We start from the raw sequence: 11,217 nt of genomic DNA, 5'->3' as shown, positions 1-11,217 counted from the left end.
CCGGCTGCTCCGTTGGTGCCGGTGTGGTTGCCGCCGAGGCCACCGGCACCGCCGATCCCGCCGGCACCGCCCTGTCCCGCCGGCGCCGCCGTTGCCGCCCAGCAATCCACTGGCGCCGCCGGCACCGCCCTGACCGCCGGCCCCACCGACGGCGAGGGCTGACCCGCCCGCACCGCCTGCGCCGCCATTGCCGAACAGGCCGGCCCAACCGCCGGCGCCGCCGGTTTGGCCGGCCGCACCCGTTCCGCCCGCGCCGCCGTCGCCGAACAGAATCCCGCCAGCACCACCGGCGCCGCCGGCCGCGCCGGTTCCGCCCGCTCCGCCCGCGCCGCCATTACCGAATAGGCCGGCTGCCCCGCCGGCGCCGCCGGCCTGGCCGGCCGCTCCCGAGCCGCCACTGCCGCCGTTGCCGATCAGCAAGCCGCCCGCCCCACCCGCGCCACCGCTGCCGGGTGCGGCGTTGGCGCCGTCGCCGATCAGTGGTCGTCCGAACAGCGTCTGAGTCGGCGCGTTAAGCGCGTCTACCAGCTGTTGCTCGATCGACTGCAGCGAAGCATTGGTCGTCTCGGCCGTGGCGTAGGCGCCGGCTCCCGCCCGCAACGTCTGCACAAACTAGTCGTGGAAGACCGCGATCTGCGCGCTCAACGCTTGGTATTCCGCGGCGAACCCACCGAACACGCCCGCTAGCGCGGCCGACACCTCGTCGGCGCCCGCCGCCGCAATCTGCGTCGTCGCGATCGACGCCGCAGCGTTCGCGGCTCGGACGGCCGAGCCGATCCCGCGCAGGTCGGCCGACGCGGTACTCAGGATTTCGGGCGCAATAATGACAAATGACGACAAAACAGGGCTCCAATTCACCGGATGGCCTCAGCAAGAGCTGCGAGGCATTTGGGCGAACCCTATAGCGGCGATTCAAAAGCGCGACCGATATTTTTCCGACCTGATCATATGGATTTTCAAATACATCCAGCGGGATTTTATGGCTGGTCATCAAGCCGAAACGTGTTGGTATGGTTGAAGGTTTGGCCTCAGTGCGGAGTTTCTGCGGTGAAATGGTGCTTTCGGAAACTGTACTGAACGACAAACGCGCAATGCGTTTCCGGACTATCTTTACCCTTGGTGTGGTAGCGGCGAAACCTTGCATTTTCGGAGTTCCGAATTACCGGCGGCGGCGGCTTCGGTCGCGTTGCCCGCCGGCCGCGGCGCCGCCCTGCGGCAGCTGTCGGCGACGCTCCCGACGGAGAAGCACCGGGCCGCCCTTGAGTGCTAGCACTCTCGTGTATAGAGTGCTAGGTGGCAGTCGGAATACCCGTGCGTCGGCACCCGCGACGACGACGCTCAGGGCTAGGACGAATGCCAGTTCATCTGGTAATTCGGACGGTTCGGGGCAGCCCCCGGACCGACCGCCAACTCGGTCGGGGCGAACGTCCCGGACCCGATCTAACTAGTGGAGGGCTCCAATCGTGGCGAAGGTGAACATCAAGCCACTCGAGGACAAGATTCTCGTACAGGCCAACGAGGCCGAGACCACGACCGCTTCCGGTCTGGTCATTCCTGACACCGCCAAGGAGAAGCCCCAGGAGGGCACCGTCGTTGCAGTCGGTCCCGGCCGCTGGGACGAGGACGGCGAGAAGCGGATCCCGCTCGACGTCTCCGAGGGTGACACCGTCATCTACAGCAAGTACGGCGGCACCGAGATCAAGTACGGCGGCGAGGAATACCTGATTCTGTCGGCGCGCGACGTGCTGGCTGTCGTTAACAAGTAGGACACCATGTTCGCCCCGGCGATCCCCGTGCGCAGGCACGGGTGATTTCCGGGGCGGCATGCGTTATGAGCTGGGCTAAGGAGCCTGATGAGCAAACTTATTGAGTACGACGTGACCGCGCGTCGCGCCATGGAAGCGGGCGTCAACAAGCTCGCGGACGCGGTCAAGGTGACTCTCGGACCCGGCGGCCGGCACGTGGTGTTGGCCAAGGCATACGGCGGCCCGCAGGTGACCAACGACGGCGTGACAGTGGCCCGCGAGATCGACCTGGAAGACCCGTTCGAGAACTTGGGCGCCCAGCTGGTGAAGTCGGTGGCCACCAAGACCAACGACGTCGCCGGCGACGGCACCACCACGGCGACCGTGCTGGCCCAAGCCCTGGTCAAGGGCGGGCTGCGCCTGGTGGCCGCCGGTGCGAACCCGATTGCGCTGGGTTCGGGGATCAGCAAGTCCGCCGATGCCGTGTCCGAGGCGCTGTTGTCCGCGGCCACCCCGGTGTCCGGCAAGGAAGCGATCGCTCAGGTGGCCACGGTCTCCTCGCGCGACGAGCAGATCGGTGAGCTGGTCGGCGAGGCCATGAGCAAGGTCGGCCACGACGGCGTCGTCAGCGTGGAGGAGTCCTCGACGCTGAACACGGAGTTGGAGTTCACCGAGGGTGTGGGCTTCGACAAGGGTTTCCTGTCGGCGTATTTCGTCACCGACTTCGACTCCCAGGAGGCCGTGCTCGACGACCCGCTGATCCTGTTGCACCAGGACAAGATCAGCTCGCTGCCCGACCTGCTGCCGCTGCTGGAGAAGGTCGCCGAGGCCGGCAAGCCGCTGCTGATCATCGCCGAGGACGTCGAGGGTGAGGCGCTGGCGACGCTGGTCGTCAACTCGATCCGCAAGACGCTGAAAGCCGTCGCGGTCAAGTCGCCGTTCTTCGGCGACCGCCGCAAGGCCTTCATGCAGGACCTGGCCATCGTCACCGGTGGCGAGGTGGTCAACCCCGACACCGGCCTGGTGCTGCGCGAAGTTGGGCTCGACGTGTTGGGTTCGGCCCGGCGCGTGGTGGTCAGCAAGGACGACACGATCATCGTCGACGGCGCCGGATCCAAGGACGCGGTCGCCAACCGGGTCAAGCAGCTGCGCGCCGAGATCGAAGCCAGCGACTCCGATTGGGACCGCGAGAAGCTGCAGGAACGGGTTGCCAAGCTGGCCGGCGGCGTCGCCGTGATCCAGGTCGGCGCGGCCACCGAGACGGCACTGAAGGAGCGCAAGGAAAGCGTCGAGGACGCGGTCGCTGCCGCCAAGGCTGCCGTCGAGGAGGGCATCGTCGCCGGCGGTGGTTCGGCGCTGATCCACTCCCGCCACGTGCTCAAGTCACTGCGCGAGGAGCTCAGCGGTGACGAGCAGCTCGGTGTCGACGTGTTCTCCGAGGCGCTGGCCGCCCCGCTGTACTGGATCGCCACCAACGCCGGACTCGACGGCGCGGTGGTGGTCAACAAGGTCAGCGACCTGCCCGCCGGGCAGGGCCTCAATGCCGCCACCCGCGAGTACGGGGACCTGGCGGCCGAGGGCGTCGTCGACCCGGTCAAGGTGACCCGCTCTGCGGTGCTCAACGCGTCGTCGGTGGCCCGGATGGTGCTGACTACGGAGACCGCGGTGGTCGAGCGGCCCGCCGAAGAGGCGGACGACGGCCACGGGCACCACGGCCACGCGCACTAATTCTGCCCAGCAGACGCAAAAGCCCCCGACACGCCGAGTGTCCGGGGGCTTTTGCGTCTGTTCGCGCCAGGTGGCGAGGTCACTCAGGCTCATCCCGCCTTGGGTGGAACAGCTAGCGCCAGCGAGACCGCAGTGGTCGATCGGCCCGCCGGAGAGGGCGGACGACGGCGACCGCCATGATCACCACCGCTAGATGCACCATCAGCCGTCGATGTCCTGGTAGCGCCTACCGAGGTGTGGGCTGAATGGATACGAGCCGGAACGTGCCCGGTTGGGCGTCATCCGGCGTGAACCGCACCACCAGGACGCCCGGGGGGAACTGGCTGGCGAGGTCATTGAGGGTCCTCGGCAGGAACGCTCTGGCCTTGGCATTGCCGTACCAATTCGGATCGGACGGGTCGACGCTGAGGTTGCCCGTCCGGTCGATGGCGGCGTCCCACTGTTGAACGGGGTCGGGCGCGCCGTTCACGAATCCCGTCGACCTGAGGTAGGCATCTGCTTGGCCTGCAAGGGTTACCGCCGCACCGCCACCAACCGGTGCCCCGGTGATCGTCCCGTCGACGACATTGGCCGTCACCGACTGCAACCGCGCGGTGCAGACGTTGTCGGCGACGCTGGCCGGGACGCAGAAGTCGGGCAACGGCCCGGCATGGGCCGGTGTGGGGTTCAGGACGGCTGGGAGCGCCAGGGCAGACATGGCCGCTACGAGAGCCACTGCCCGGCTGCTTTCGTTCCGCATTCCTGAATTGTGTCACCCGAGTTTGCCGAGCAGACGCGGAAGCCCCCGACGCGCCGGGCGCGCGGGGGCTTTCGCGTCTGCTCGCGCAACAGCGAGCGGGAGATACGCTGCGGGGCATGCAGACATTGGCGACCGCGCGGGAGGCGGCGCGGGCGGGATCGGCCACGCTGTCCAACGGCGTCACGGCGTACCACGTGGTCGGCGACCACGGCCCGTGGGTGGTGTTGGTGCACGGTCTCGTCACGCCCAGCTACGCGTGGGAGTCACTGGCCGAAACGCTTGTCGATCAAGGGTTCCGGGTGCTTCGCTACGACCACTTCGGTCGCGGGCTGTCGGATCGGCCGGCTGTCCGCTACGACCTCGACCTGTACGTGGCGCAATTGCGCGCGCTGCTCGACACATTGGCCATCGAGACCATGCACTTGATCGGTTGGTCGATGGGCGGCGTCATCATCACGCGCTTTGCCGCCGAAGCCGCCGACCGCGTCGCCAGCCTCACGCTCATCGCACCCGCCCTGTACGTGGGTGGACCGCTGACACACATCGGCAAGCTGGCGTTACGACTGCCCGGCGCCGCCAAATTCTTGGCCAGCCATATCGACAACGTGATCAACCGTCTGGACAAAGAGCACTTGAGCCGGCCCGACCAATTCCCCGATTACAACGGGCGTGCCCGCGAACAACTGCAATTCCCCGGAGTCGCAGAATCTTTCGCTTCGACGGTGATCAATTTTCCGGTCAACGCCGGGGATCAGTGGGCGGCCGTGGGAAGACACCCGCGCCCGGTGCTGGTGGTGTGGGGCACTCGGGACTCCGCGGCGCCGTACGCGAACAGCCGCCACGTCTCGAAGTTGTATCCGCGCTCGGAGTTGCTCAGTGTCGAAGGCGCGAAGCACGCGCCGCACCTGGACCACTCGGAGCTTGTGTTTCCGGCGATTCTGCGGCACTTGACGGGTGACTCGTCAGGGCAATGATGGCGCGCCGCGGCGCCGAGCGTGGGCCTAATGTAGCCCGTCGCACGGGTTTTCGTGCATAGGGCCCACGTTCGGCGAGTGCCGAGCGGGCGTCAGCCGGGCACAGTCGTCGCGGTCTTTGGCGCCGTGGACGTGACGGTCGGGACGCTGGGGCTGGTTGTGCTACTCGTCGTACTGGTGACCGTGCTGGTGCTGGTGATCGTCTCCGGCGGCGGCACAACGACGGTGGTGGTGACCGTACTGACGCTGGTCGTCGGTGTGGTGGTGGTGGTGGTGGTGGACGACGTTGTTGTCGCCGCGGGCGCGGCAATGACGCCGCACGCCACCCGCTTGCCTGACTCCCCGGTGGGACTGCTGCCCAAATTATCCGCGTCTTGATGGATGACCAGAGCGGTACCGGAGTTGCTGCGAAGGTCCGCGGCGGTGAACAGGTTGCTGGTGGTGACGAGTTTGGCCGAGCCGTCCGTGCGCACCTGCAACGCGGTCAGCTCGCCGCTGGCGGGGTAGCCGGTGTGATTCGCCGCTTGGTAGACATCTCCGGCGGAGCTGAAAGCCCCAGAGCCGGAATCGGCATCACATCTGCCGACGGAGTGGATCCGAAGACCGTGAAAGCCCGGGCTCAGAACCTGGTTGGGGCCGGCTTCCACCGTCACGGTCGCGTAGCCGTTGGCGAACTCGAACGTCGCGGTGGCGACCTGAGTGCCGTCGGTGCTCTTCACCTGAGTCGTCATTCGGTCCGACCCGGACTGCGCGGAGGACGAGGACGCGCCGGATTGTCCACCCTGCTGGTTGCCACACGCCGCCAGCGGCGCGACGGCCGCGGCAAGTAGTGCGGCCGCCAAGGGTACGCCTTTGTACATGCGCCGGGCCTACCCCGAATCATCCGAGTTGAAACGATCTCAGTCGGTCGCAACATGCGGCGGGTCATAGATGACCAGGAACACCAGATCATCCGAGCCCACGTTGACGAGGCTGTGCACCATGTCCGCGGGAACCTTGACGAAGGTGCCCGGTGTGATCCGGGCGAATTGGGCGCCCAGCCGCACGCGGCCGGTGCCGCTCAGGAAGTAGAACGCGTGGTTGTAGTCGTGCCGGTGCGGGGCGGATCCCCCGCCAGGACCGAACTTCGTCAGCTGCGCACTGAACAGCGCAGAGTACTGGGCGCCGACCAAATCATCGGTGACCCAGAAGTCCCGACCGAGCTCGGTCTGATGCCAAGCAAGATCTTGTGGCGCAATCACATTCGACGTCGCGATGCTACTCATCGGAATCTCCTCCTTCTCAGTCCGAGCCGTAATTCGCATCATTACTCAAAAGTTCTAGAATGCAAAGCATCCATAAGACTGGTGATATGTATGCATGGCAGGCGCGTCATGGAGGATCGATGCCGACGTTGTTGCAGCTGAACACGTTCGTGACGGTGGTCGATCAGGGCGGTTTCACCGCAGCCAGCCGGCGGCTGGGTTTGTCGCAGCCCGCTACCAGCCGAGCGGTCGCGGCGCTGGAGAAGGAGCTGGGGCTGCCGCTGCTGATCCGGCACCGCGACGGAATTGCCCTGACCGAAGCCGGTTCGGTAGCTCTCGCGCATGCGCGGAAAGCGCTGCGACACTTGACGTTGATGCGCACCGAGGTGGCCGGTTTGGCCGGTGACGTCACCGGAACGCTCTATCTGGCGAGTCTGCCGACGGCAACCGCAACGTTCGTCGCTCCCCAGCTGCGCACGTATGCCCGGCGCCATCCGGCGGTCACCATCCGGCTGTTGGAAGGAAGCGAGGAGGAGATCAGGGACTGGCTCGACCGGGGCGCCGCCGAAGCCGGCGTGGTCAGCCTGCCCGCCAAGGGCCTCGAATCTGCAGTTCTGGGTGAACAGGACATGGTGGCGGTGGTGCCGGCCAGCGGCAGGCTGGCGTCCAAAACGAGCATCACCTATGCCGACCTGGCCACCGAACCCTTCGTTCGGGGCAAGGGCGGCTGCGCGGACGTGTTCATGCCGATCGCGCGGCGGCAGGGCGTCGAGCTCGACCTGGCGTTCGACGCCCGCGAGATCCCGGCGGCTCTCGAAATCGTGCGGGCCGGGCTCGGGGTGACCATCCTGCCCCGCGCCGGCCTGCCCGAGCTGCCGGGCGTTGCCGTCCGACCGCTGGTGCCCAAGACCGTGCGGCGCCTCGGGATTGCTGTCTCTGCCAGGGCTTCGCGGGCGGCACGTGCGTTCCTCGAACAGATCACCGCGTCGTGATGTGAACCGCTGAGGTCAGCGTCTGGTGCACGGGGCAACGGTTGGCGATCTGCATCAGCCGCTGCCGTTGCGCATCGTCGAGGTCGCCGGTGAGCTCGATCTCCCGATCGATATGATCGACCCAGCCGATTTTGGTTTCGCAGTCTGCGCAGTCCTTCGCATGAATCCGCCTGTGCCGTAACGCAACCCGTACCCGCTCGAGCGGCCAGCCCTTGCGGTTGGCGTACATGCGAACCGTCATGGACGTGCATGCCCCGAGTGCGGACAGCAACAGGTCGTACGGTGTGGGACCGGCGTCATCGCCGATCGGTTCTGGTTCGTCGGCGACAAGAGTGTGCCGTCCGGCGGAAATCTGCTGGGTGTAGGTCCCAGTCCCGGCTTCAATGACGGTCACCGTGCCTTCGGTCGCCGTGTTGTTGTCCGGCTGCTGCGTGTTCATCGCGTCAGTGTGCCGCCGCGCGGCCGCGCGTGGGACCAATTCGGAGCGGCGCGGAATGAAACCGGCATACGTTGCCGTTGCACAAAGGCGTGACTATTCGCCTTGGATTGCAGATTCCCAATTTCACCTATGGAAAGCCCGTCGCTGAACTGTTTCCCGCCGTCAAGGCCCAAGCCCAGGAGGCCGAAGCCGCGGGGTTCGACACGGTTCTGTTGATGGACCACTTCTATCAACTGCCCGGACTCGGCAAGCCCGACGAACCCATGCTGGAGGCCTACACCGCGTTGGCCGCCTTGGCCCCGGTCGTCGAAAATGTCCAGCTGTCCACACTGGTGACCGGCAACACCTACCGCAACCCGACCCTGCTCGCAAAGATCATCACCACGCTGGACGTGATCAGCGCCGGCCGGGCGATTCTCGGGCTCGGGGCGGGCTGGTTCGAGCTGGAACACCAGCAACTGGGCTTCGAATTCGACACCTTCACCGAGCGGTTCGAAAAGCTCGAAGAGGCGCTGCAGATCATCCTCGGGATGGTGCACGGTGAGCGGCCTACCTTCACCGGCAAGTGGTATCGCACCGAGAGCGCGATCAACGAACCCCGCTTCCGGGACCACATCCCGGTCATGCTCGGCGGCAGCGGCGAGAAGAAGACGTTCCGCCTGGCCGCCCGCTACGCCGACCACCTCAACATCATCGCCGATATCGACCAGCTGCCCGGCAAGCTCGATGTGCTAAAACAGCGGTGTGTCGAATTCGACCGCGACCCAGCCACTCTGGAAACGAGTGCGTTGCTGACGGTTGTGGTGGACGGCTACGGCGCCCCCGCCGATATCGGGGAGGCGCAAGGAGGTCGCGCGGTCACCGGCAGCATCGATCAGATAGCCGACGAAATCAAGCGTCGGATCCTCGATGTGGGTATCGACGGAGTGATCGTGAACCTTCCGACGCACGGTTACACGCCCGGTGTCATCACGAAGGTCGGCGAGGCGCTGCGCCCCCTCATCGACGCTTAGCGCAGCCCCGCGGGCTACATTCGGCTGCATGAAGCGCCCCCGGTCCGATGGGCCGGGGGCGCTTGCCTTCTCGAACGCGAGGCTGGCGCGGGGACAGTCGCGCAACCTGGGTGCGGTCGCCGGGACGGGAGCGCGGCGCGGCATCCGCGGCATCGGCGCCGTCGATCTGGGCGAGATCGTGCGGCTACCCAACGGGAAGCTCGTCGCGGTGTTTGGCGACTCGTTTCGCGGTGACCACGTCGGCGCGGATCCGCACTACCCTTCGGTGGCGGTGCCGGTGGCACTCGACGCGGCAGGGCGGGTGCTGTTCGGCCGGCCGCTGACCGGACCCGCCGGAAGCGGGAACGTGTTGTTCCCGTCACCGCCGCCCGCGCACGGACGAAACACGTTGCCGGCGGGCAGCATTGAGCTGCATGACGGGACGACGTACATGATGGTCACCGGCACCAGCGACCTCGTCCCCGACGGCGGGTCCTGGCTGGTGCAGGTCACCGATGACCCAGCGGCCGGCTGGCGCCCGATCGACGGATCGTGGCGACCCTGGACACCCGCGCCGGACCCAGGCCATCCCACCCAGATCAGCGGTTATCAGGGCGCCGACGGCGAGGTCTACATCGCCGCGGATTCGTTCGACCGGACCCTGCCCGTCACCATGTACCGCGTCGATGCCGCCCAGGTGACCGACCGCAGCGCGTGGCGGCCATGGACCGGCACCCGCTGGGGCCGGCCGGGTGATCTGGCCGCAAAACCGTTGAGCCCCGGCAAGTACGGAGAACTCAGCTTCCGCGAGGTAGACGGCAGACCGGTCCTCGTCGGATTCGACGCATCGATCGGATTCGGCGCCGTCCGGGTGCAGGTGGGTCGGGCCGGGCCCACCGAGATCTTCAGCGACGGTGCGGCGACCCTCGTCATGCAGCAGCATGATCCGGACGCCGCCAACTTCGTCCCGCAGAACTACGGGGGATTCATCCTGCCCGGCTCCACGCTGGACAACCTGCACATCTTCGGCAGTCAGTGGCATTCGCCGAAGGACGGGCCGCAGATTTACAACACCCAGCACATCGTGGTGCACCCGCACCGCTGAATGGGGTCACCGAACGTGGGCTTCTTGGATGAATCTGCCCAGCGCTTTTCGTGCGTGAGGCCCACGCTCGGCGCCCGACAAGCGCGAGACGCACGAACGCAGGCCCGGAGGCCAGGCACCCCGGACCTGCGTCGTCTAGGAGGACTCAGGCCGAGCGACGGATTCCGCGACCGCGTCCGATGGAACCCTTGAGCAGCATGTCGCGCTCGGATTCCGACAGACCGCCCCACACCCCGTAGGGCTCGCCGACATCCAACGCGTGGGTGCGGCACTCGTCGATCACCGGACACCGCCGGCACATCTCCTTGGCGCGCTGCTCGCGTTGCATGCGTGCCCGGCCACGCTCACCGTCAGGGTGGAAGAACATCGACGAGTCGACGCCGCGACACAACCCCTGTAACTGCCAGTTCCAGATGTCGGCGTTGGGTCCAGGTAGCTGCTCCGGCTGTGGCATTGCTGATTCCTCTCTGCACGGCGCACCTGATGCGGATAGGCTCGCGATCAGGGCGAGTGTGCAACTGAATTTGCAGTGGCGTCACCGATGACTACACCGAACACTCCTAGACGCTAGGGGTGCTAACGAATTGCCGTCAATAGGCGCGTGTTGTGGCGAAATACGCATGCGTCGTAAGAGAATTAACTTCGCGTTCATCTGTGACGCTTTAGCCGACGACTAGGTGTGCTAACCGGATCGGAACGTTATCGCAAAACACCTGCTCAGGCCGCTAACGTGAGCGTCTTGTAATTGGCACATGAAGGGCTGTGAGTAATATTCCGGTAACACGGATCGCACAAACTTTTTACCATTGAGGCGGCTGCTATCACGGTGATTGAAACCCGTTCCAGTTCTGCGGCTTGGGGTCCAGCAAACGAGCTGGCCGAGGCTGCTTTCGGCAGCCGGCCGGGCACCTGGCCGCTGCCCACGGCTGCCACCCCGCGACAGCTCTGGCTGCGCGCGGTCGCCGCCGGCGGGCAGGGCCGGTACGGCAGCGCGTACACCGACCTGGCCGCGCTGCGCCGGCAGCAGCAGACCGGCGCCCTGGCGTCTCTGGCGCACAGCACCCACGGATCGTTCCTGCGGCAATTGGGCTGGCATGCCCTGGCGCGCCGCTGGGACGGCCGCGCGTTCGCCCTGGCGGGCCAGGATCCGGAGGCGGGTGCCGATGCACTGGTGGGGTTGGGGGGGGCCGGGCCGGGGGGGGGGGGGGGGGGGGGGGGGGGGGGGGGGGGGGGCCCCCCCCGCCCGGGGGGGGCCCGGC

11 protein-coding genes and 2 pseudogenes are annotated in these 11,217 nt (G+C 66.7%); 7 read left to right on the top strand and 6 right to left on the bottom strand.

Features of this window, described 5'->3' with window-relative positions:
- Positions 1–840: pseudogene (locus A9X01_RS30725) on the bottom strand (PE family protein); the annotation flags it as partial.
- Between the two features lie 623 nt (positions 841–1,463).
- Between A9X01_RS30725 and groES the strand changes: the two are divergent.
- Together groES and groL are read left to right on the top strand one after the other, a co-directional pair.
- Positions 1,464–1,766 carry a co-chaperone GroES gene (groES, locus tag A9X01_RS25280; protein ID WP_036352908.1) on the top strand — a complete coding sequence of 101 codons (303 nt, stop codon included), beginning with the start codon at positions 1,464–1,466 and terminating at the stop codon, positions 1,764–1,766.
- 87 nt (positions 1,767–1,853) lie between these two features.
- Positions 1,854–3,473, top strand: a complete 1,620-nt coding sequence (groL, locus tag A9X01_RS25275; protein WP_065123337.1) for a chaperonin GroEL — start codon at positions 1,854–1,856, stop codon at positions 3,471–3,473.
- A 226-nt stretch (positions 3,474–3,699) separates the two neighbouring features.
- Here groL and A9X01_RS25270 read toward each other — a convergent pair whose 3' ends face one another.
- Complete coding sequence (locus A9X01_RS25270; protein ID WP_253849391.1) at positions 3,700–4,188, bottom strand: hypothetical protein; 489 nt, start codon at positions 4,186–4,188, stop codon at positions 3,700–3,702.
- Between the two features lie 140 nt (positions 4,189–4,328).
- Here A9X01_RS25270 and A9X01_RS25265 point away from each other — a divergent pair, with 140 nt between their 5' ends.
- The gene (locus tag A9X01_RS25265; protein WP_065123335.1) at positions 4,329–5,186 is read left to right on the top strand and encodes an alpha/beta fold hydrolase; all 858 of its coding nucleotides are present in this window, start codon (positions 4,329–4,331) and stop codon (positions 5,184–5,186) included.
- Between the two features lie 92 nt (positions 5,187–5,278).
- Here the strand turns inward: A9X01_RS25265 and A9X01_RS25260 are convergent, their stop codons facing one another.
- Entirely contained in the window at positions 5,279–6,046 is a 768-nt protein-coding gene (locus tag A9X01_RS25260) for a superoxide dismutase family protein (RefSeq protein ID WP_065123334.1), read from the bottom strand.
- A gap of 39 nt (positions 6,047–6,085) precedes the next feature.
- A complete protein-coding gene (locus A9X01_RS25255) occupies positions 6,086–6,451 on the bottom strand; it encodes a cupin domain-containing protein (protein WP_065123333.1) in 366 nt (121 codons plus the stop codon).
- A 119-nt stretch (positions 6,452–6,570) separates the two neighbouring features.
- Here A9X01_RS25255 and A9X01_RS25250 point away from each other — a divergent pair, with 119 nt between their 5' ends.
- Positions 6,571–7,422, top strand: coding sequence for a LysR family transcriptional regulator (locus tag A9X01_RS25250; protein WP_065123332.1), 852 nt, complete (start codon positions 6,571–6,573; stop codon positions 7,420–7,422).
- Here the strand turns inward: A9X01_RS25250 and A9X01_RS25245 are convergent.
- The gene (locus A9X01_RS25245) at positions 7,409–7,861 is read right to left on the bottom strand and encodes an OsmC family protein (protein ID WP_065123331.1); all 453 of its coding nucleotides are present in this window, start codon (positions 7,859–7,861) and stop codon (positions 7,409–7,411) included. The two genes, A9X01_RS25250 and A9X01_RS25245, sit on opposite strands and share 14 nt — an antisense overlap.
- An 89-nt stretch (positions 7,862–7,950) precedes the next feature.
- Here A9X01_RS25245 and A9X01_RS25240 point away from each other — a divergent pair, with 89 nt between their 5' ends.
- Both A9X01_RS25240 and A9X01_RS25235 read left to right on the top strand, forming a co-directional pair.
- Complete coding sequence (locus A9X01_RS25240; RefSeq protein WP_065123339.1) at positions 7,951–8,874, top strand: LLM class F420-dependent oxidoreductase; 924 nt, start codon at positions 7,951–7,953, stop codon at positions 8,872–8,874.
- A 28-nt stretch (positions 8,875–8,902) separates the two neighbouring features.
- Entirely contained in the window at positions 8,903–9,958 is a 1,056-nt protein-coding gene (locus A9X01_RS25235; protein ID WP_065123330.1) for a DUF4185 domain-containing protein, read from the top strand.
- Positions 9,959–10,103: 145 nt separating this feature from the next.
- On the opposite strand, the gene A9X01_RS25230 is transcribed toward A9X01_RS25235, so the two are convergent.
- Entirely contained in the window at positions 10,104–10,412 is a 309-nt protein-coding gene (locus tag A9X01_RS25230) for a WhiB family transcriptional regulator (protein WP_036352919.1), read from the bottom strand.
- Positions 10,413–10,832: 420 nt separating this feature from the next.
- On the opposite strand from A9X01_RS25230, the pseudogene A9X01_RS25225 reads away from it, so the two are divergent.
- Positions 10,833–11,217, top strand: a pseudogene (locus A9X01_RS25225) (hypothetical protein); the annotation flags it as partial.

This window comes from Mycobacterium asiaticum, from assembly GCF_001668675.1.
Lineage (GTDB): Bacteria > Actinomycetota > Actinomycetes > Mycobacteriales > Mycobacteriaceae > Mycobacterium > Mycobacterium asiaticum_D.
This window is presented reverse-complemented; position numbering and strand designations above follow the sequence as displayed.

Coding starts and splice junctions, on each gene's coding strand:
- groL (WP_065123337.1), top strand. CDS start 1,854: ATGAGCAAACTTATTGAGTACGACGTGACCGCGCGTCGCGCCATGGAA.
- A9X01_RS25265 (WP_065123335.1), top strand. CDS start 4,329: ATGCAGACATTGGCGACCGCGCGGGAGGCGGCGCGGGCGGGATCGGCC.
- A9X01_RS25260 (WP_065123334.1), bottom strand. CDS start 6,046: ATGTACAAAGGCGTACCCTTGGCGGCCGCACTACTTGCCGCGGCCGTC.
- A9X01_RS25255 (WP_065123333.1), bottom strand. CDS start 6,451: ATGAGTAGCATCGCGACGTCGAATGTGATTGCGCCACAAGATCTTGCT.
- A9X01_RS25250 (WP_065123332.1), top strand. CDS start 6,571: ATGCCGACGTTGTTGCAGCTGAACACGTTCGTGACGGTGGTCGATCAG.
- A9X01_RS25245 (WP_065123331.1), bottom strand. CDS start 7,861: ATGAACACGCAGCAGCCGGACAACAACACGGCGACCGAAGGCACGGTG.
- A9X01_RS25235 (WP_065123330.1), top strand. CDS start 8,903: ATGAAGCGCCCCCGGTCCGATGGGCCGGGGGCGCTTGCCTTCTCGAAC.
- A9X01_RS25230 (WP_036352919.1), bottom strand. CDS start 10,412: ATGCCACAGCCGGAGCAGCTACCTGGACCCAACGCCGACATCTGGAAC.